Genomic DNA, 21,408 nt, shown 5'->3' with positions numbered 1-21,408 from the left:
CATCTCCTGACTCCTCGGGGAAATAGGGAGATTCGACGATAGGAGCCGCCGTCGGTGGCGGTCAAGGTACCTTTCGGAGCAATGCTCGAAAGTTTCGGGCGTGTCCATTCCGCGCCCGATGACCTAGAATCCCCGTCATGCCAGTGAAATCCGACGATCTCGAACCCGCAGCGTCGCGGGTCACCATCGCCCGGATCGCCGCCGAGACCGGCGTTTCCGTGCCGACCGTTTCGAAGGTGCTGAACGGACGTCCGGACGTCGCCGAAAGCACGCGCGCCCGCGTCGAAGCCGTCATCGGGAAATACGGTTACCGGCGGCGCGCCGACGAGCGTTCCCGCCGTTCCCGGCTGCTGGAACTGATGTTCCACGAACTCGAAAGCACGTGGGCGCTCGAAATCATCCGCGGGGTCGAGTACGTCGCCCGCGAAAACGGAATGGCGGTCGTGCTGGCGGAATCGTCGGGGCGGCACACGCCGGGGCAGAGCTGGCTGGAAAGCGTGCTCGCCCGGCGGCCGGTCGGCATCGTTTCGGTGTGTTCCGACTTCACGAGCGGGCAGCTGGCGAAACTGCGCGCGCGGGACATCCCGCTGGTGATCGTCGACCCCGCCGGCGCGCCCGGCCCGGAGACGCCCTCGATCGGGGCGACGAACTGGCAGGGCGGGCTGACCGCGACCCGGCACCTGGTGGAGCTGGGCCACCGCCGGATCGCGATGATCGGCGGCCCGGACGGCGTGCTGTGCAGCCGCGCCCGGATCGACGGTTACCGCACGGCACTGGAGACGGCGGGCCTGGCGTTCGACCCGGCCCTGGTCCGCCGGGGCGACTTCCACGTCCGGTCGGGCTACCGCGAGCTGGCATCACTGCTCACCCTCCCCGACCGCCCGACGGCGGTCTTCGCCGGCAGCGACCTGCAGGCCCTGGGCGTGTACGAGGCAGCCCGCGACGCGGGCCTGAAGATCCCCGCCGACCTGAGCGTGGTCGGCTTCGACGACCTCCCGGTGGCCAGGTGGCTGACCCCGGAGCTGACGACGATCCGCCAGCCCCTGCAGGAAATGGCGGCGGCGGGCGCCCGGCTGGCGATCGCACTGGCCCGCGGCATGGCCCCGGAAGCGAGACGGCTGGAACTGGCGACGAGCCTGGTGGTCCGCCACAGCACCGCGGCCCCGGCGGAGCACGTGATCCCCGCACCGAGATAACCGGGAGGGAGCCGGAAGGCAGCACGGCCGCCGGTCACCTTCCCAGCCTCGTGCTCTCCGGCGGTCCGAGGTAGCTCGGCCGCAGGCCGCCCGTGTCGACCACCAGCTTCTGCACCACCACCGCCGGGTCGATCATCCAGAGCTTCAGCACGTGCGGGCCCGGTGCGGCGACCACGTGCCGCGTCGAGGTCAGGTTGACGTTGTCCGATGTCGTCCGTTCCCACTGGCGGTTCATGGTCGTGTCGTCGGCGCCGGACGCCTTCGTGATGTTGACGACCTGCGGGGCCGCGTCGTCCAGTGAGACCGCGTACCGCAGACCGTCGCCCTGCAGCACGTTGCTGCGCGGGGAAAGGTACGCCCAGACCGTCAACGGCCCGGCCGTGAACAGTGTCATCCGGTACTCCAGCCGCGGGCCCGTACCTGCCGCCCGGCTCGGCGCCGTCACCGGGAACGGCGTCATCCCGGCGCCCGTGCGGCCGAGGTCCGGGATCCGCCGCCACGACACGCCCGCCGCGGGCACGGCGTCGCCGTGGTCGGCCTCCATCGAGACGTGTCCCCCGGCCTCGACGAACCCGTGCCGCCACGTCACCGGGAGCGAGCGGTTGACGACCACGGCGTCCACGACGACCGAGCGTCCGGCGCCCGACACCGTGATCGGCACCGTCGTGGTGCCCTTCGGCGCCCGGGCCCAGTCGATCCGCACCGTCATCCGCAGCTCCTCGTCCACCCGGCCGCCGCGCGGCTCGACGCGTACCCACGGCGCCCCGGCCGTGACGGTGCAGCGGAACGGCGTCCGCCCCCGGTTGAACACGTCGACGTACTGCGCCGGCGTGCTCTGGAACGGGCTGAACTCCGGCAGCACCGGACGTCCCGGCGCCGCGGGCCACCACTGCTCGGACCCGTCGACGGCCACGCCCATCTCGGCGGCGGCGGGAACGGAAACCCGCTGCACCGCCGGGAAGATGACGTCCGGCAGCGCGACGTTGTCCTTCTCCGGCTGCTGCCACGGCGCGTTCGGGCCGTAGCGCGCGACGTCGCCGTAGTCGATGTGCGGCTGCGTCTGGAACCCGTTCCACTTGCCGCCCGCGATGCCGGTGTTGTACTTCGCCGCCAGCGCGAGGTCGTCGGCGAACCGGGCCTCGGTGACGGCGGCCAGGGCGTTCGCCGACGCGCGACCCTGCGCCGCGTACAGCAGGTTCGTGAACTCGGCGCGCCGCAACGCGTACAGGTTCGCCGTCGCCTCGACCTCGTACAGCACCAGCTCGTAGTAGGCGTCGCGGTAGACCGCGGGCAGTCGCGAAGAGATCTTCGACGCACGCGCGGCCAGCGCCTGCCACTCGTCGGTGACCGTGTCCAGTTCGCGGTAGTTGACCAGGCTGAACGGCGTCGCCTGGTCGTCGTACGCGATCGTGCCGTCGGCCTGGAGCGTGATCTTCCGGTTCAGCAGCTCCGGCTTGCGACGCGACTGCAGCCGCCCGTAGTCGTGCAGCACCGACGCGATGTCCGACGCCGGCGCGGCCCCGAAGTTCGTCGCCGCGAAGTTCCGCTCCCATGTGGACAGTTGCGACGCCGGCAGCGCCGACGGATTCCAGGCGTAGTCGAGGAAGAACTGCAGCGGCAGCTCGTTGCCCTTCAGGTCGCCGACGTTCACGACCCACAGCCGGTCGTTGCCGTAGGAGACGGCCTGGTTCAGCTGCTCCCAGGTGTTCGCGATGAGGCTGGTGTCGACCCACTTGTAGTTGCGGCCGCCGCCGACGTAGTCGAAGTGGTAGTACAGCCCGTACCCGCCCGGATGCGGCGGCAACGAGAGATCCGGGTGCTTGCGGATGTTGCCCCAGTTGTCGTCGGTGAACACGACGATGACGTCGTCGGCCGGCCGCAGGCCCTGCGCCCAGTAGCGCTGGACCTCCTTGTAGAGCGTCCACACCTGCGGGACGTCCGTGGTCAGCTCCCGCGCGAGGATCTCCCGTTCGGTGGCCAGGATCTCACGCATCAGCTCGATTCCGTCGCCGTCGGGCAGGCTGACGTCGCCGTTGCCGCGCATACCGAGCGTGACGACGCCTTCGAAGTCCTCGCGGGCCATCCGGCGGATCCCGTCGGCCCAGTAGGCCTTGATCGCTTCGCCGTTGCGGCGGAAGCTCCACTCCCCCGTGCCGCCGTACGGGTCGTGGCCGGGCGTGACGATGGTGCCGGCCGCGTCGCGGACCGCGGCGACCGCGTGCCGGTTCCACTCCTCGATCCCGCGCATCATCGGCGCTTCGTGCGAGGTGCCCATGACGACGCCGTACTCCTTGGCCGTCGCGTGGTTGAGCGGGTCGTCCTCGGCGAACGCGCGGCCCCAGACCGCCGGCCACAGGTAGTTGGCCCGTAACCGCAGCATGGTCTCGAAGACCTTCGCGAAGAACTCGTGGGTGAAGCCGCCCGGGTAGCCCGGGGCCTTGCCCGGCCCGAAGTACGCCGGCGCCCAGGTGCCGAGCGCCGGGTTCTCGTCGTTGATGAAGAACCCGCGGTACTTGACGCGGGGCGTGCCCAGGCTGAACCGCTCGCCCGGCAGGTGCAGCTCCGCGCTGCGCCGCGGCGGAACGTCGGCCCACCAGTACCACGGCGAGACGCCGATGCGCCGCGAGACCTCGTAGACGCCGTAGATCACGCCGCGCTGGTCGCTGCCGGTGAGCACCAGCGTCCCGTCGACGACCTGGCTCAGCGACGTCTCCCACTTGCCCGCGACGCCGGTGACGTCGAGGCGACCCGCGCGGACCAGGTCGTCGACCAGCGGGCTGTGGCCGAGGGTGCCGACCAGCACCACCGGCCCGTGCGCGGGGACGACGTCGATCGAGACGGCGGGCCGCACACCCGTGACGCGCTCGACGTCGGCCGCGAGGTCGCCGGCGACGCGGCGCACCCCCGGCCGATCCCCGGAACCCACCACGATGGTCGCGGCTTTCCCGCGCTCCACCAGGGGAAAGCCCGTGCCGGCCGCGGCGGTTCCCGGCAGCACGGCGGTTCCGGCGCCGGCCACGGCCAGCAGCTGGAGGAAGGCACGGCGGTGTACCTCGGACGTCACGGGAGACCTCCTGAGTCAGCCCTTCACGGATCCGGTGAGCCCGCCGACGATGCGTCGTTCGGCGAGCACGAAGAACGCGAGCGCGGGGATCATCGACAACGCGGTGAACGCGAGCACCCGGGCGGTGTCCTGGGAGTACTGGGACTGGAACGTGGCGACGCCGAGCGGGAGCGTGAAGTGCGCGGAGTCGTTGAACACGAGCAGGGGCAGCAGGTAGGCGTTCCAGCTGGTGACGAAGGCGAGCACGCCGACCGTCGTCAGCGCGGGCGCCGACAGCGGCAGCAGGATCCGCCAGAAGAACCCGAGCCGGCTCGCACCGTCGAGCACCGCGGCGTCCTCCAGCTCGCCGGGGATGGCGTGCATGAACGGACGGAGGATCACGATCGTCACCGGCAGCGAGAACGCCGCCTCGGGGATCGCGACGCCCCAGAAGCTCTCCAGCATGCCGAGCTGGCGCAGCCACAGGTACAGCGGCAGCGTCGCGACGGTGAGCGGGAACAGCAGACCGAGGGTGAACAGCGTGTACAGCGCTTCACGGCCCTTGAAGTGGTACCGCGACAGCGCGAACCCGGCCATCGAGCCCAGGCCGACGGCCACGGCGGTCGCGATCACCGCGATCAGCGCGCTGTTGCCGAGGAACGTCCAGAACGCGCTCGAGCCGAGGACCGAGGCGTAGTTCTCGGTGATCCACGGCCCGGGCAGCCCCGCCGGGTCGGAGTTGATCTGCGCGTTGCTGCGGAACCCGCCGAGCACCACGAACAGCAGCGGCACGAGAGTCACACCGACCACGACGATCGCCGCGAGATACCCCATCGACAGGCCGAACCGGCGCGAGCGCATCAACCCACCATCCTCGTCAGGGCGCCCTGGGTGTCCCGGCGCAGCGCGAACCGCTGGTACAGCAGCGCGAACACGAAGCAGATGACGAAGAGGATCACCGCGACGGCGGAGCCGAACCCGAACTCGTAGCGCTTGAAGCCGTGGTCGACCAGGTAGGTCGCCATCGTCGTCGACGCGTTCGCGGGCCCGCCGAGCGTCATGATCCACACGATGTCGAACAGCTGCAGAGAGCCGATCACCGACAGGAAGATCCAGATCCGGATGGTCGGCCCGAGCAGCGGCAGCACGACGTGGCGGGTGGTCTGCCACGCCGACGCCCCGTCGAGCGCGGCGGCCTCGCGCAGCTCGGCCGGCACCCCCTGCAGCCCGGCCAGCAGCAGGATGATGCCGAAGCCGATGAACTTCCAGGTGATCACCGCGAACAGCGTGTAGAGCACGATGCCCGGGTCGGCCAGCCACTGCCGGACCAGGCCGCCGAGCCCGGCGCCTTCGAGCACCTGGTCGGCGAACCCGCTCGGCTGCAGCATGAGCACCCAGATCACCGCGGTGATCGCCTCGGACAGGACGTACGGCGCGAACACCAGGGACCGCAGCACCGCCCGGCCGCGCAGCTTCCGGTTGAGCAGCAGTGCCAAGCCGATCGACAGCGGCAGCTGCACCACGATCGACAGCCCGGCGATGATCAGGTTGTGCACGATCGCGCTCTGGAACACGTCGCCGCCGAAGGCGTCGACGTAGTTGTCGAAGCCCACGAAGTCGTCGAGCGCGCCGAACCCGTTCCAGTTGAACAGGCTGTAGAACGCGGCGATCCCGATCGGCACCAGGACGAACCCGGCGAACAGCAGCAGCGCCGGGCCGAGCAGCAGCGCCAGCTCGAGCCGCTTGCGCAGGCTCGACCGCCGCTTCCGGACCGGCACCGCCGGTGCGGGCGGTCGCGCCGCCCGCACCGGGCTGGTGGTCGTGGTCACTTGTTGCCCGCCGCGGCCTGGTTGACGGCCGCCACGATGCCTTCAGGGGTGCCCTGGCCGGCGAACATGTTGGCCACCGCGTCGTTCAGCGCGGCGCCGACCGCCGTCGGGAACGCCCGGTCGAAGTACATCTGCAGGTACGGCGACTTCGTGCCGTAGTCGTAGACGGCCTTCAGGGTGTCGGTCTTCAGCGCCTTGGCGGCAACGGTGTTGACGGGCAAGCCGGCGCCCTGCGCGGCGAGCTGCGTCTGCACCGGCTCGCTGCCCAGGTACTGCAGGAAGTCCGCGCACGCCTTCGACGCGCGGGTGGTGCAGGCGAAACCGTCACCGCCGCCGAGCACGGCCGCGGGATCGCCCGCGCCGCCGGGCACGGACGGGAACGGGAACCAGCCGACCTTGGAGTCCAGCTGCTTGTCCTCGGTCAGCGCCGACATCGTGCCGGGCTCCCAGTCGCCCTGCAGCTCCATCGCCGCCTTGCCGTTGGCGACCAGGCCGGCCGAGCTGCCCGCGCCCTGCTGGGCGGCGGTGCCGGCGAACCCGGTCTGGAACGGCTGCGTGGCCAGGAAGTTCTTCAGGTCCTGCCCCGCCTTCGTCCAGCACGGGTCCTCGAGCTTGATCGCCTTCACCGACTGCTTGAGCACGTCGACCGAGCATTCGCGGACGGCGAAGTAGTTGAAGTAGAAGGCATCCGGCCAGCGGTCCTTGCCACCCACCGAAATCGGCGCGACGCCCTTGGCCTTGAGCTTGGTGACGGCGGTGTTCAGGTCGTCGATGGTCTTCGGCGGCTCGGTGATCCCGGCGTCGGAGAACAGGTCCTTGCGGTACCAGAAGCCGACGAAGTGCTGCTCGAACGGCACGCCGTACTGCTTGCCGTCGACCTGCCAGTTTTCGCCGAACTTGCCGGTGGTCGCGGAGATCCACGACTTCGTGGCGTCGGTGATGTCGGCGACCTTGCCCGAAGTGATCTGCGAAGCCAGGTCGCCGGAGCCCCAGGACTGGTAGACGTCCGGCGGCTCGGCCCCCTGCAGGGCGAGGGGCACCTTGGTGGGGAAGTCCTCGTTCTGCAGCGGCTGGGCCTTGATGGTGACGTCCGGGTGTGCTTGGTGGTAGTCGGTGACCACCTTCTCCCAGATCGACTTGATCGGGTCGGTGGTGCCGTTGTGCCACCAGGTGAGGGTGACCGGGCCGCTCGGCTGCGCGGGCGCGTCACTCCCCCCGCCGCTGCACGCCGCGAGGGCGAGCGGTACGACGGCCGCGAGCGCGGCGACTACGGGGATTCGGCGTTTCACAAACATCTTGGGTCCACTCCTGACGACTTCGGCCGAGTTGGACGGGGCGTGACAACGCCCGGGTTGGCGAAGAGTCTGCGCCAGCGAAAAACGGATGTCAATCGTTGTCGATAACGTTTTACATGGCTAGTCTGAGCCGATGCAGCCCAGTTCCAGGGTGACCATCCGTGACGTCGCGGCCCGCGCCGGCGTCTCGGTGGCCACGGTCTCCAAAGTGATCAACGACCGCTACGGCGTCTCCGCCGCGACGCTCGCGAAGGTCCGGGCGGTGATCGAAGAACTCGGCTACGAAGCGAGCCTCGTCGCGCAGAGCCTGCGCAACCACCGGACCAACGTGATCGGCATCCTGGTCGCCGACCTGGAACCGTTCTCGACCGAGCTGCTCAAGGGAGCCGCGGACGCGATCCGCGGCAGTGGCTTCGAGCTCGTCGTCTACTCCGCGGGCGGGCGCACCGGCGACCCGAAGGGCTGGGAGAAGCGCTACCTCTCCCGGCTGAGCGGCACCCTCGTCGACGGCGCCGTGCTGGTCACGCCGGCCGTCTCGCTGGAGGCCGTGCCCGGCACGCCCGTGGTCGCGGTCGACCCGCACACCGGGCCGTCGCACCTGCCCACCATCGACTCCGACAACCTGCGCGGCGCGCAGCTGGCCACCGAGCACCTCCTCGAGCTGGGCCACCGCCGGATCGGCTTCCTCGCCGGCCGGCCCGACCTGCAGTCCGCCGAGCTGCGCAAGACCGGCTACCTGCGCGCCCTGACGGCGGCGGGCGTCGCGGTGGACCAGGCCCTGATCCGGGACGGCGCCTACGACCCGGAGATCTCCGCCGCCTCGGCCCACGAGCTGCTGACCGGGCCCGACCGGCCGACCGCGGTGTTCGCCGCGAACGACATCTCGGCCATCGCGACCGTCGGCGCGGCCCGCGAGCTGGGCCTGTCGGTGCCCGAAGACCTTTCCGTGGTGGGCTTCGACAACGTGCCGGAGTCGGCGCTCTGCAGCCCGCCACTGACCACAGTGGACCAGCCGATCCGCGAGATGGGCCACCGCGCGATCAGCATGCTCATCGCGCTGATCAACGGCGACGCCGTCGAGCGCACCCACCTCACCCTGGACACCGGCCTGGTGGTGCGGCGCTCGACCCGCGCCCTCCCCTGATCTTCTCCCCTACGAAGGGCGGACAGCCTTGACCACGCAGCCCACCGAGGCCACCGGTTCTCCGGAGCCCTGGCGTGACCCCGCCGCCGACCCGGCCGAGCGTGTCCGCGCGCTGATGGCGCGGATGACCCCGCGCGAAAAGCTCGGCCAGCTCTACGGCGTCTGGGTCGGCATCGACGCCGGCGGCGAGATGGCCCCGCACCAGCACGAGTTCGTCGACGCCGTGATCGACCTCGACGACCTGGCCCGGCACGGGATCGGCCAGCTGACCCGGGTGTTCGGCACCCGCCCGGTCGACCCGGTGATCGGCGCCCGCAGCCTGGCGCGCACCCAGCGGCAGATCATCACGAGCAGCCGGTTCGGGATTCCCGCCATGGTGCACGAGGAGTGCCTCACCGGGCTCGCCGCGTGGCAGGCCACCATCTACCCCGCGCCGCTGTCCTGGGGCGCGAGCTTCGACCCGGACCTGGTGCGCCGCATGGCCGAACGGATCGGGCGGACCATGGTGGGCCTCGGCGTGCACCAGGGCCTCGCGCCGGTCCTGGACGTCGCCCGCGACCTGCGCTGGGGCCGCGTCGAGGAGACCATCGGCGAGGACCCGTACCTGGTCGCCACGATCGGCAGCGCCTACGTCGCGGGCCTCGAGGCGGCCGGCGTCGTCGCCACGCTGAAGCACTTCGTCGGGTACTCCGCCTCCCGCGCGGGGCGCAACCTCGCACCGGTTTCCGTGGGACCGCGCGAGATCGCGGACGTCCTGCTCCCGCCGTTCGAGCTGGCCCTGCGCGCGGGCGCCCGCTCGGTGATGAACTCCTACACCGACGTCGACGGCGTCCCGGCCGTCGCCGACCGGGCGCTGCTGACGGACCTGCTGCGCGACACCTACGGGTTCACGGGCACGCTCGTCGCCGACTACTTCTCGGTGGCGTTCCTGCACCGGCTGCACGGCGTCGCCGCCGACCGCGGCGACGCCGCCGGCCAGGCCCTGACCGCGGGCGTCGACGTGGAACTGCCCACCATGGACTGCTACGGCGAGCCGCTGCTCGCCGCGGTGGAAGAGGGCTCGGTCGATGCCGCCGTCGTCGACCGGGCCCTCGAACGCGTGCTGCGCCAGAAGTGCGAGCTGGGCCTGCTCGACGCGGACTGGGCGCCCGAGGTGCCGGAGGAGATCGACCTCGACGACGCGGAGTCCCGGGACCTGGCCCGTGAAGTGGCCGAACGCTCGATCGTGCTGCTGCGCAACGACGGCACGCTCCCCCTGGCCCCCGGCCGCCGGGTCGCCGTCGTCGGCCCGCGCGCCGACGCCGCCGGCGCGATGATGGGCTGCTACTCGTTCCCGCTGCACGTCGGCGTCCACCACCCCGACGTCCCGTTCGGCGTCGAGGTGCCGACGGTCGTCGAGGCCCTGCGGGCCGACCACGACGTCACCTACGCACTGGGCTGCCCGGTGGTCGGCGGGGACGACGACGGGATCGCCGAGGCCGTCTCGGCCGTGGCGGCCGCGGACGTCTGCGTCGCCGTGCTGGGCGACCGGGCCGGACTGTTCGGCGGCGGGACGTCCGGTGAGGGCTGCGACGCGCCCGACCTGCGGCTGCCCGGCCGGCAGGAGGAACTCCTCGAAGCCCTGCTCGCGACGGGCAAGCCGGTGATCCTCATCCTGCTGTCCGGGCGACCGTACGAGCTGTCGCGGCAGGCGGACCGGCTGGCCGCGATCGTCTGCGGCTTCTACCCCGGCGAAGAGGGCGCGCCCGCGCTCGCGAGTGTCCTCAGTGGACGGATCAACCCCTCGGGCCGGCTCCCGGTCGGCTTCCCGGCGGCCGGCGCGAGCCAGCCGTCGACGTACCTGGCGGCCCCGCTGGGCCGGCGCAGCGAGGTCAGCACGGTCGACCCGACACCGCTGTACCCCTTCGGGCACGGGCTTTCCTACGCGCCGGCGACCTGGCAGGACGTCAGCGCGACGGGGTCGCTGTGGCCGACCGACGGCACCTGCCAGGTCCGGGTGACCCTGCGCAACGACCACGACCGGCCGACGTCCGAAGTCGTGCAGGTGTACCTGCACGACCCGGTCGCCGAGGTGGCCCGCCCGGAGCGTCAGCTGATCGCCGCACGCCGGGTCGACCTCGAGCCCGGTGAGGCGAAGGTCCTGGACATCGGCCTGCACGCGGACCTGACGTCCTACACCGGCCGCGCGGGCCACCGCCTGGTCGAGCCGGGCGACGTCGAACTGCGCGTCGGCACGTCGAGCGAGCAGATCGTCGCGACGTTGCACTGCACGCTGTCCGGACCGCGCCGGGAGGTCGGGTTCGATCGCGTGCTCGCGCCGGAGTTCTCAATGTGAAGCACCCCTTCGACGCTTCGCTGCGCCAGACCGCCCACCTCTCCGCGGGCGGCCCCGGATCGGCCTGCGGCTGAGCACACCCCGGAAGTCCGTGAATGCCACATCGAGGGACATGGTGTCCCTCGATGTGGCATTCACGGACTTCGGCGGGCCCTGACGGTTCTCGAACGCTTTCGGCGGCGCGGAAGCCGTCGACGACTCGCTGAGTGACGGCCGGGGCTCGACTTCGACCGCGTGGCCCGCGATCCGGCGGCGCCCGGGCAGCCGCGGCTCGCCCACGACGTCGGCGACCACCTGCACCTCGACCCGGCCGGGCGCTCGCGTCGAGTGTCCCTTTTGGACTGTCGACCACCGCTGACGCTCCCCCGCGGGGGTGAAGACGCGCTTGTGAAGCCGACCACAATCCTCTGTGGAGCGTGGCCGGCTTGATCTTCTCTCCGTCGCCCTGCGAGAGACACCGCCACTCCATCGGGTGGCGGTGTCTCTCGATCTTCATCATTCGTGGTCGTCGTCTGTGACACACCGTCAATTCTCTTGTGAGTAAAGGATTTCCCGGCTGGGCCGAGCGGGAAGATCGCCGCGGCGCACCGCCGGGCCGGGCCGTCCGCCCGCTGCTAGTGTCCCGCCTGCCCTGGTCCGGACCACGCTCGCCGCGGCCGGACAGGTCCCCCGGAACTCCTTGAGAAAAGACGGAACTTGACCGACCTGAACCACCCCGGCCCCCGCGAATCGTGGTCCCCGCAGCCCGGCTCGCCGGACTGGCACGTCACCGCGTTCCTCGGGCCACAGCCGGGCGCCGGCGACCACACCCTGATCGACGCGGTCCGCGGGCTGCGCGCCCGGATCCTGTTCGACCACGGCCGCCGCCCCGCGTTCCTCCGCTCGGACGGCTCCCACGCCGACGACCAGGACCTCGACTTCGGCGCGTGGCACTTCATCGCCCGCCGCAGCCCCGGCGGTGAGCCACTGGGCTACATCCGGCTGTCCACACCGGACTCCGGTGAGCGCTTCCAGTCCCGGGCCTACCTCGGCGACGCGAGCTACGAGGAACTCCTGGCGGCCGAAGGCATTCCGCTGTCCGAGGTGTTCGAGCACAGCCGGCTCGTCGTCGAGCACCGGGCCCGCAAGCTCGGGCTCGGGCAGTACCTCAACGCGCTGGCGATCGGCGCGGCCCACCACCTGGGTGCGCGCGCGATGATCGGTACGTCCGGCACGAAGGACGGCCAGGACCGGTTCCACGAAAGGTTCGGCTTCCGGCCGGTGCCCGGCACCCGCCGCTACGTCCCGCAGTACACCGAGGACGTCGTGATCATGTTCCACCGCGTGCTCGACGGCGCGGGCCGGCAGCACGACCTCGTGACGCGGCTGCGGGACGAGTTCCCGCTCATCGCCGCGAGCGGCCCGTCGCCGCTGCTCCCCGCGCCGCGGGCGCCCCGCGCGGCGCCGCTCACGCTGACCGAGGCCGCCGCGCCCGACCGCGACGTCTGGCGGCCAGTGCTGTTCACCGCGGCCGACCACGACGCCCTCACCCGGCTGCTGGCCTCCGGCGAGGTCCGCGAGGTCCACGACACCCTCGACGAGCAGCTCACCGAACTGGTCCGCAGCCGCGAACCGGCGTGCCGGGACGACGCCGAGATCGACCGCAAGAAGCGCGAGCAGCTGACCGGCGTCGCGGCGTGGGAGTACGGCACCTGGGTGTGGTACCCGTGGTCGGGGCGGCTGGTGCACGTGCTGCCGCGCGAGGAGTTCCGGCTCGTCCGCACCGACCGCAACCGCGGCCGGATCGAGCGGCCGGAACAGCGTGACCTGTTCGGCAAGCGGATCGGGATCATCGGCCTGTCGGTCGGCAACAGCGCGGCGCTGACGTTCGCGCTGGAGGGCATCGGCGGCGCGTACCGGCTGGCCGACTTCGACGACTTCGGGCTGTCCAACCTGAACCGGCTGCGCGCCGGCGTGCACCACCTCGGCGTCAACAAGGCGGTGCTGTCCGCGCGGCAGATGTTCGAGATCGACCCGTACCTCGACATCGAGATCGAGCGCGACGGGCTGACCGCGGACACCATCGAGGACTTCTTCGCCGGCGGGATCGACCTGCTCGTCGAGGAGTGCGACACGCCGTGGGTGAAGATCGCGGCCCGCGAGTACGCGCGTGACCTCGGCATCCCGGTGGTGATGGACTGCAACGACCGCGGCATGCTCGACGTCGAGCGGTTCGACCGGGAGCCCGACCGGGCGCTGCTGCACGGCTTGCTCGGCGACGTGAAGTCCGTGGACCTGGCGAACCTCGGCTACCAGGAGAAGGTCGACCTCATCCTGGCGATGGTCGACGCCGACCGGATCAGCCCCGAGCTGGCCGCGTCGTTCAACGAGCTCGGGCGCACGCTGAGCAGCTGGCCGCAGCTGGCGTCCGGCGTCGCGCTGGGTGGCGCGCTGTGCGCCGAGGCGGCCCGCCGCATCCTGCTCGGCCGCCCGTGCGAGTCGGGCCGGTTCTACACCGACCTTTCCCAGCAGCTCAGCCCGGCGCGCAGCGTTTTCGCGGGCGGTGCGGTGTGAGCGCGCTGGCCGTCCCGGTCACGATCACCGGCACCGGCGTCCACCTGCCGCCGGACGTCGTCACGAACGCGGAGCTGGCCGCGACGCTGGACACGTCGGACGAGTGGATCATCAGCCGCACGGGCATCCGCGTCCGCCGCCGGCTCGCGCCGGACCGCGCGACGTCGGACATGTGCGTGGCGGCGGCCCACTCCGCGCTGGCCGCGGCGGGCAGCACCGCCCGCGACGTCGACGCGATCATCGTCGGGACCTACACCTACGACCAGCCGCTCCCCTCGACGGCGTTGATCGTGAAGGAGCTGCTGGGCGCGGACCGCGCGCTGACGCTGGACATCACGCAGGCGGCGTGCGCGAACGGCGTCCAGGCGTTGTTCCTGGCGGCACACCTGCTGCAGACGTCGGCGGCGTCGACGGTGCTGGTCATCGCCGCGGACTGCGCGTCCCGCGTCACCGACCCGGCCGACCGCACGACCCGCGTGTTCTTCGGAGACGCGGCGGGCGCGGCGGTCCTGACCCGCGCGTCGTCGTCCGGCGGACTGCTGGGCTGGGACTTCGGCACGGAGCTGTCGTACGACGTGGAGATCCCGGCGGGCGGTTCGCGCCTCCCGCCGGCCGCCGCGTCGGCGTCGGACCACTACCTGAAGATGGACGGCCGCGCGGTCTGGAACACCGCGACCCGCTGCCTGCCGGACAGCATCCTGCGGGCGGTCGACGAGGCCGGGTTGTCGGTGGAGGAGATCACGCACTTCTTCCTGCACCAGGCGAACTTGAACATCATCACGGCGGCGCTGGACAAGCTGGGCGTGTCACGCTCGCGGGCGCCGATCACGGTGGACCGCCTGGGCAACACCGGTTCGGCCGGCGTGTTCACGGCGCTGCACTCGGCGTTCGGCCAGGGCGCGGTGCGCCGGGGCGACACGTACGTGGTCTCGTCCATCGGCGCGGGCTTCCAGTGGGGGACGCTGTGCTTCCGCCACGGGTGAGCTGAGCGGGCGCGGCCCCGGCTCCCGAGCCGGGGCCGCGTCACCGCCCGACCACCGCGAGTGACGTCGCGCGGATTGTGGACATCTTTGGGACACAAGGGAAACCCGACGGCGGGGTACGTGATCGGGGTCACGGTCATGCCCTATAGTGGCGCCGTCTTGTTCGTCCCCACCCGAAGTCGTCGCTCCCGAAAAGGGGAACCCATGTCCGACGTCATCAACAGCATCTTCGGCCGCTCCAACTCCGGCACCCCCGCCACCGGCGGGTACCCGCCGGCCGAATCCGCCCCCGAAGTCGTTGCCACCGAAGAGATCGAGGCCGACGCGGCCGAGACCACCGAGCCCGATGAGGACACCGCGACGGATGTCGTGACCGAGGACGCTTCGGTCTCCGAAGACGCCGAAGCCGTCGACACCGAAACCGACGAGTCGGCGGACGACGTCGAAGACGAGGCCGTCACCGAGGAGTCCGACGAGGCGGCCGCGGACTCTGTCGTCGAGGTACCCGAAGAGGAAACCGAACGGGTCGCGACGCCGGTCGAGGCCGAGGCAGTCGTGGTCGAACCCGTAGCGGCGGTCGAGGTCGTAGACGAGGCGGAGCGAGTCGTCGCGGCCGCGGCCCGCCCCGCCGCCGGCACCCGCGGCGCCACCACCATCGGCGACGACGTCGTGGTGAAGATCGTGTACCGGGTGGCCCGCAAGGCCGAGGGCGTCCACGAACTCACCAGCGACGACGTCGAGGTAGCGGTCGACGGCGACGTCGCCACGATCACCATCTCCGTGGTGATCGACTTCGGCCACGCCGTCAAGGCCCTGGCCGAGAAGATCCGCACCGACGTGATCGACGCGGTGGAGAAGTTCCTCGGCCTCGACGTCGAGGGCGTCGACGTCCACATCGCCGACATCCACTTCCCCGACGCCGACTGACACCGACCGCGTTCGGTCCCGGGGTCGTGCCCCGGGACCGGGCTAGCGGGCCACCCGGTAACGGAGGTGGGTCACGCCGTTCCCGTCCAGCCGCCGGACGACGTCCAGCTCGACCCGCTCCGATTCCGCGAACAACCGCCGGCCGCCGCCGAGCAGGACCGGGACCAGGTGGATTTCCAGCTCGTCGAGCAAACCCGCGCGCAGCAACGATTGCGCCGCCCCCGCGCCCTGCACCATGACCGGCCGGTCGCCGGCCGCCTGCACCGCTTCGGTCACGCACGCGACGACGTCCGTGTAGAACCGCGCACTCCCCGGCGGCTCGTCCCCGGGGTCCACGTGGTGCGTCAGGACGTGGATCGGGACACCGTCGTGGTGGTCACCCTGCCAGCGCCCGGCCAGCTCGAACGTCCGGCGGCCGGAGATCACCGCACCGGTGGCCAAGGCCTCGCGGTAGACCTGGCCGTTCACCCCTTCCCCCAGCCGGTCGTCCAGCCAGTCGAACAACCGCCCGCCACCACGGCCGAGCTCCTGGCCGGCCCGATCGTCCGGGCCGGCGATGAAGCCGTCGAGGGACATCGACATGTACAAGATCACCTGGGACACGGGAGAACCTCCTTCACCAAGGCGTCGAACGAGCGACGCCCGGATCGACAGGTTCAGGCTTCCCGGGCCCGGCTGATCACCTCCTCCAGGCGCAACGGGCTCGCCGGGTGGTGGGTCAGGCACAGCGGGGTCGCGACCTGGCGGAAGCCGAACGCCTCCCCCGCCACGTAGAACTGCGCGCGCTCCAGCCTGGAGATGTCCGCGACCGGGCTGCCCTTCGCGCGGGCCAGCTCGTTGGCCGCCGCGATCTGGGCCGGGCTGTTGAGGCGGCCGAAGAACTGCGTCATCGCGTTGCCGACCACCTGGTTGTGCAGCCCCTTCGGCGCCTGCGTCGCGAACAGCAACCCCAAGCCGTACTTGCGCGCCTGGGACGCGAGCACGATCGTGCTGCGCGTGCTCGCCGTCAGCGTGCCCGACGCCGCGAGCATCTGCGCCTCGTCCATCACGAACAGCGCGCCCAGCGGCCGGTCGCCCGCCGGGTTGCGTTTGATCCAGGCGAACAGCTCCATCTGCAGCTGGTTGACGAAGTTCTGCCGCTGTTCCTCCGCCGGCAGCCCGACGAAACTGATCACCGACACCCGGGCCCGGTGCCCCGGCGCCGGCGTCAGCAGCACGCCCGGGTCCACCGGCTCACCGCCGCCGGCGAACAGCGGGTCGTTGACCATCGCCGCCTTCAGCACCTCGGCCAGGTCGGCCGCGATCCGCCTGGCGTCGTTGAGGTTGCTGACGTCGTCGGGCAGGTCCGACAGCAGCTCGATCAGGTCCGGCAGGCTGCGCGACCCGGTCCGCGCGTGGTGGATCACGGCCTGGCGCAACACCGCCAGGCCGATGTTCGCCTTGACCGTGGTCCCGGTGAGCCGCGCCTGCGGCGCCAGCGTCGCCACCGCCACCTCGACGGCCGCCGTGAACTCGTCGGCGTCGTCGAGAACGCCGCCGAAGTCCGGCAGGGGCTGGAACGCGAGCGGCCTCCCGGTCGCCCGCCCGGGCGTCCAGACGACGACGTCCGTCTCCGCCAGGTACCGCTTGGCCAGCTGGGCATCATCGGGCCCCCACCCGGCCGGCGGTTCAGGCCAGGCATCACCGAGGCGGGAGAGGTCGTTGTTCGGGTCCAGAACGATCGCGGAAACCCCCAGCAGAGCGCACTCCTCCACGATCCGCCTGAGCAGCACGGTCTTCCCCGACCCGGACCCGGCGAAGATCGCGGCGTGCTTGCGCAGCGCCGAAAGCCCGATCCGCACCGGCACCCCCGACCCGACGACCGTGCCGAGCGTGATCTCCCCTTCAGCGGGCGGCGGGTGCGCTTCCTCGGCGCGCTTTCCGTTCACCGACGGCGGATGCTTTTCGTCGCCGCGCTGCTCACCCACCACCGGCGGCGGATGGGTCCCTTCGGCAGCCTGCCCCGACGACGGCCCCTTCACCTCGGAGCGCTGCCCGTTCGACGGCGGCGGCAGCACCGCCGACAACAGCTCCGAGCGGCTGGCGGGCCGTCGGTCGACGAGCCATTCGTGCAGCTCGCGACCACCGGTCTCGAGCATCCGGTCGAGCGCCCAGAACGTACGCACGTCCGGGTCGGACAACGGCTTGGTGCGTCCTCCCGCGGTCTCGAAGGCGCCGACCTCTTCCCGGGTCTTCTTGCCCTGCGACCATTTCGGAGCACGGATGATAACGAGGTGCCGGTTGTCCGCGCCCGGCCGTTGCCCTGCAGCCGACCGGGCTTTGCGGAAGCGGCTCAGCGCGGCACGGGCATTCTGGGCGGCGATCGCCCGGAACCCCCAGTGCTCCTGGAGATCGGAAGCCTCGTCGACCGTCCGGGTGAGCCAGGCGTGCAGGTCACCGCGCCCGTTCTGGCGCTCGCACACCCATTCCAGGTTGTCGTCCCCGACTTCGGTGATCCAGCTGCGCAAGGCGGCCGACAGCAGATCGGGCATGACCTTGTCTTCGGTCTTCTCGTTGCGCAGCTTCTCGGGGTCGGCCTCGGCCTTCAGCTTCTCGAACTCGGTGTCAAGCTCGGTGAACTGGTCAGATTCCACGACGATTCGCAACGGCGCCACCGGCAGCGAGGCCCGTTCGTCGAAGGAGGTGAGCTCCCGGACCTGCCCGGAGCGCAGGCACGCGTCGATGTGGGCCCCGATGCGTTTCAGCAGTTCCCGAGGGGTCCACTGTTCCCAAGCCCCGTCGAAAGCTTCCGGCGCGATCGGCCAGGTCGGGTGAGGCGGCGTGAACTCCATGGTCTGGTAGGCCGCCCCGAGCCGCTTTTCCACCAGGGCCCGGCCGAGCCGGGCGTCGGTGATCCGGCCGAGCGTCACGGACTCGCGAAAGCGATCGGGTACCGTGCCGGCCGCCTTCGTCTTGATCTGTTCCCACGTGCTGGGCAGGCAGGCCAGCACCGTCAGGGTCTTGTGGGTGACTTCGCGCAGCCCCATGAGCCCGTCGGCGATCTGCGCCACGAGAAGGTCTTCGTCGGCGCTGTCACCGACCTGCTGGGTGTGCTGCACGGACCGCGCGACGAGAGTGTCGAGCTGGTCCACGGCGATCACGACCGGGCCGGTCAAGGCGAGCAGCCGGGTGATCTCCTGCACGAGGGCGCGCGCGGGCTTCGGTCGCGGCCGGATGCCCCATTCCTTGGCGTCGGACGTGAGCTCATCGTCCCCGTCGAGGTAATCCTCGCCGACGTACCGGGCGCTGCGGTCCCGGCTCGCGAGGAGCACGAGAGCGCGGGCGGTGTCACCGCATTCGTCGGCGACCATTTGGTCGAGGTGAGCCACCCCGTCGACGAAAGCTTCGAGGTCGTCCGCGGTCACGCCTCTGCCTCGCCGGAGCCTCGTCGTGACCTCGGCGTCGACCTGGGCCCGCAGGCACACGCGCAGCAGGAAGCTCTTCAGCTGCGACTCGCCCGACTCGTCCGGGCGGGACAGTCCTCGGCGCAACGCCTCGGCTGTGTTGTCCCAGAACGCGTCCGCCGCGGTGACCTCATCGAGGAAGAAATAGCCGCGCGCCCGGTGCACCTGCCGGCGGACCAGGCCCAGCAGGTGGGTCTTGCCGACTCCTTTCAGCCCGCGCAGGACCAAGCCGATCGGGCTGGGTCCGTCGCTGGCCGCGGCGACGCGGATGCTCGTGTCGAGCGCGGCGAGGGCGTCGGCGTGCAGCCCTTCGACGTGGTACGGCGAATCCCGCCAGACGTGGTCAGGGGTGTCTGCCCAGTCGAACCCCAGCGCCGCCAACGCGGTCAGTTCGTCCATCACAGCGCCTCGATCGAGAGCAGGTGGTTGTCCTCACCACCGATGCGGATCGCCGCCTCGTGGTCGGCGGCGTTGAGGACCTTGCGGTTGTCCTCCGGCACCAAGTGGGCCTGCCCGGTCCGGCTGAGTTCCTTCAGCACGGCATCGACCTCGTCGGCGGGCGCGCCGAGCTTGGGCCGCAGGTCGACGAGCCCGACCCAGCCACGCGGTTCCCTGACCAGTTCCCCGTAGGCGACACGGATCCGCCCCTCGAGATCTTCCGGCTCGACATCGGCCTCGACGCCGAAAACGTCGGCCGGCCGGAGCTTCTCCTGACGCAAGAACCCACTGAGGCCGCCCAGGACCAGGTACAGCGCCGAACAGAGAACGCTCTGCGGTCGCGGCGGTGGCGGGGTCTGTTCCTGCATCTCCGCCTCACACCACGCCCATCCGCTGTCGGTCAGCTGGTGGACGAACGTGCGGCCGACCTTCGCGCTGGCGACGTACCCGGTGTCGTTCAGCTGTGTGCGGTCCTTGCCGGTCAGGGTGAACCCCACTCGTTCCTGCAGTTCGGGGTTGGGCACCTCCCGGCCCAGCACCATCAGCGTCAACATCGCCGCGGTCTGCTTGTGTCCCAAGCGGTCGGTCATCCGAGGTCCTTCCGGTGGTTCGTGTGCTGAAACGTGGTCTTCGCCCGGGCGTCGAGGACGTGGAGAAGCATGTCGATCGACTTGCGGGTCTCGAGGGGAACGCCGTGGTGGCGGTCGCCGTTCGGGGAACGGGGTTTGATGGCCAGGGCGAGGTCCGCCGCGAGGTCCTTGACCCGCGCGTCATCACCGCCGCCGGCGGCCGCGCGCAGGTCCTGGACCAGCTCGTCGACGAGGTCCCACAGCGGTGGGCGCAGCCACGCCTGGAGCGTCTGACGCAGCAGCGCGGCGAGGTCGGGTTCGTCCGCGTCGACGAGCGGGGTGAAGCCCTGGAGCTGGCCCACCAGGTCGCGGGCCACCTCGGCCGGGCCGCGGGACGGACCCAGACGCAGGTAGCGGAGGTTGCCGACGTAACCGGGGAGCGCGTTGGGCTCGGTGCCCGGGGTGAGCACCGGGATGACGCGGCGGTCCTGGCCGAGCGTCCGGTGCAGGAACAGCTCGATCTCCGCCGACTGCCAGCGGCTGACCTTGCCGTCGATCACCAGGCACAGGTGCCGGGCGTCGTCCTCGGCCCGGGCGAGCAGGGAACGGTCGCCCGACAACGACTTCCCGACTCGGACGTCGAGCCGTTCCAGCTCGGCGACCAGCGCGTTCGCGACCTTCACACTGGACCGCGGAATGCTGACCCGGACCTCGTGCGCGAACTCGCGCCGGACTTCGCGGACCGTCGCGACATACGCGTCGCGGTTGCCCGCCAGCAGGTCCGTGCGGTCCAGCCGGTGCCCGATCACCGCGGCCACCGTCTCCAGGGCGAAGCCGATCTGGTCGGCGCTCGGCGTCGCCTCCTCCAGGACCGGCAGCTGCTCGCCGAAGCTCCAGTACGAGACGTAGGGCAGGGTCAGGTGCCGGGACATCGTGTCGGCGTCCACGGTCTGGTCGAGCCACGTCCGGTACAGGTCCGCCGTCTCTTCGACGCAGATGCGCCGCCACTTCTCCGACCGGTCGTACTCTTCGCGGTTGTCGAACCGGGACAGCACCGGCAGCACGGTGAGCCGCGGCCGGTCGAACGGCATCCGGTCGCGGGCGACGTCCGCGCGCCGGGCGAGATCGACGGCCCCGCGGACGCTCTGCATGTTCGCGGTGAACAGGACCACGAGGTGGTCCGGGAGGTGCGCGGTGCAGATGCCACCGATGTCGGAGATCCCGGTGCGGCTGTCGATCAGGACGAAGTCGTACTCGGTCGTCCACCACTCGCGGCACCGCTCGAGGTAGTCGCCGAACCCCTCGTCGTAGAGGCCTTCCCAGTCGATGTCCTGGACCCGCCCGGCGTACCCGGCTCCTTCACGCCCGGCAGCGACGAAGTCGAGCGCGCCGACGCCGGTCAGCCGGGTGATGTGCATCGCCGGGTCGAACCGGCCGGCGCGGAAGTCGTCGACGAGGTCGACGACCCCCCGGAGGGGCGGACCGGTCAGCTTCTCCCGGAAGTAGTCGCTCAGGCCGGGGGCCTCCAGGTCCCAGTCCAGGCACAGCACCCGGTTCCCCCAGCGCGCCAGCAGCACGGCGACGTTGGCCAGGGTGAAGCTGCGGCCGACGCCGCCCTTGTAGGAGTAGAAGGTGAAGACCGACCCCGGCATG

General features: G+C 71.1%; 14 protein-coding genes. 6 read left to right on the top strand and 8 right to left on the bottom strand.

What is annotated here, in order from left to right; genetic code table 11:
* Positions 1-137: 137 nt before the first annotated feature.
* Positions 138-1,196, top strand: a complete 1,059-nt coding sequence (locus tag MUY22_RS35510; protein WP_247051544.1) for a LacI family DNA-binding transcriptional regulator — start codon at positions 138-140, stop codon at positions 1,194-1,196.
* Between the two features lie 34 nt (positions 1,197-1,230).
* Here MUY22_RS35510 and MUY22_RS35505 read toward each other — a convergent pair whose 3' ends face one another.
* Genes MUY22_RS35505 through MUY22_RS35490 form a run of 4 tightly spaced genes read right to left on the bottom strand, consistent with a single transcriptional unit; the run spans position 1,231 to position 7,363 of the window.
* Entirely contained in the window at positions 1,231-4,260 is a 3,030-nt protein-coding gene (locus MUY22_RS35505) for a glycosyl hydrolase 115 family protein (protein ID WP_247051543.1), read from the bottom strand.
* A gap of 15 nt (positions 4,261-4,275) precedes the next feature.
* Entirely contained in the window at positions 4,276-5,100 is an 825-nt protein-coding gene (locus MUY22_RS35500) for a carbohydrate ABC transporter permease (RefSeq protein ID WP_247051542.1), read from the bottom strand.
* Complete coding sequence (locus MUY22_RS35495) at positions 5,100-6,068, bottom strand: carbohydrate ABC transporter permease (protein ID WP_247051541.1); 969 nt, start codon at positions 6,066-6,068, stop codon at positions 5,100-5,102. The genes MUY22_RS35500 and MUY22_RS35495 overlap by 1 nt, the downstream gene beginning before the upstream one ends.
* The gene (locus MUY22_RS35490) at positions 6,065-7,363 is read right to left on the bottom strand and encodes an extracellular solute-binding protein (RefSeq protein ID WP_247051540.1); all 1,299 of its coding nucleotides are present in this window, start codon (positions 7,361-7,363) and stop codon (positions 6,065-6,067) included. Before MUY22_RS35490 ends, MUY22_RS35495 begins: the two co-directional genes overlap by 4 nt.
* 133 nt (positions 7,364-7,496) lie before the next feature.
* Between MUY22_RS35490 and MUY22_RS35485 the strand changes: the two genes are divergently transcribed.
* The 5 genes from MUY22_RS35485 (at position 7,497) to MUY22_RS35465 (ending at position 15,305) form a co-directional block, all read left to right on the top strand.
* Entirely contained in the window at positions 7,497-8,507 is a 1,011-nt protein-coding gene (locus tag MUY22_RS35485; RefSeq protein WP_247051539.1) for a LacI family DNA-binding transcriptional regulator, read from the top strand.
* 28 nt (positions 8,508-8,535) lie between these two features.
* Positions 8,536-10,842, top strand: a complete 2,307-nt coding sequence (locus MUY22_RS35480; protein ID WP_247051538.1) for a glycoside hydrolase family 3 N-terminal domain-containing protein — start codon at positions 8,536-8,538, stop codon at positions 10,840-10,842.
* Positions 10,843-11,538: 696 nt separating this feature from the next.
* The gene (locus tag MUY22_RS35475) at positions 11,539-13,395 is read left to right on the top strand and encodes a ThiF family adenylyltransferase (RefSeq protein WP_247051537.1); all 1,857 of its coding nucleotides are present in this window, start codon (positions 11,539-11,541) and stop codon (positions 13,393-13,395) included.
* Positions 13,392-14,378 (top strand): 3-oxoacyl-ACP synthase III family protein, encoded by a 987-nt coding sequence (locus MUY22_RS35470; RefSeq protein WP_247051536.1) that lies wholly within the window; start codon positions 13,392-13,394, stop codon positions 14,376-14,378. The genes MUY22_RS35475 and MUY22_RS35470 overlap by 4 nt, the downstream gene beginning before the upstream one ends.
* Positions 14,379-14,582: 204 nt before the next feature.
* A complete protein-coding gene (locus tag MUY22_RS35465; protein ID WP_247051535.1) occupies positions 14,583-15,305 on the top strand; it encodes an Asp23/Gls24 family envelope stress response protein in 723 nt (240 codons plus the stop codon).
* A 42-nt stretch (positions 15,306-15,347) separates the two neighbouring features.
* On the opposite strand, the gene MUY22_RS35460 is transcribed toward MUY22_RS35465, so the two are convergent.
* The 4 genes from MUY22_RS35460 to MUY22_RS35445 are packed head-to-tail and all read right to left on the bottom strand — an operon-like array spanning position 15,348 to position 21,407.
* Positions 15,348-15,908, bottom strand: a complete 561-nt coding sequence (locus MUY22_RS35460) for a dihydrofolate reductase family protein (protein ID WP_247051534.1) — start codon at positions 15,906-15,908, stop codon at positions 15,348-15,350.
* Between the two features lie 53 nt (positions 15,909-15,961).
* Positions 15,962-19,147 carry an ATP-binding protein gene (locus MUY22_RS35455; protein WP_247051533.1) on the bottom strand — a complete coding sequence of 1,062 codons (3,186 nt, stop codon included), beginning with the start codon at positions 19,145-19,147 and terminating at the stop codon, positions 15,962-15,964.
* Positions 19,147-19,776: a hypothetical protein gene (locus MUY22_RS35450; RefSeq protein WP_247051532.1), complete on the bottom strand. Its 630-nt coding sequence runs from the start codon at positions 19,774-19,776 to the stop codon at positions 19,147-19,149. The genes MUY22_RS35455 and MUY22_RS35450 overlap by 1 nt, the downstream gene beginning before the upstream one ends.
* Entirely contained in the window at positions 19,773-21,407 is a 1,635-nt protein-coding gene (locus tag MUY22_RS35445) for a KGGVGR-motif variant AAA ATPase (RefSeq protein ID WP_247051531.1), read from the bottom strand. The genes MUY22_RS35450 and MUY22_RS35445 overlap by 4 nt, the downstream gene beginning before the upstream one ends.
* Position 21,408: the final 1 nt, after the last annotated feature.

This window comes from Amycolatopsis sp. WQ 127309, from assembly GCF_023023025.1.
Classification (GTDB): Bacteria; Actinomycetota; Actinomycetes; order Mycobacteriales; family Pseudonocardiaceae; genus Amycolatopsis.
Note: the sequence above shows the minus strand (reverse complement) of the source record. Positions and strands in the feature narration are given on the sequence as shown.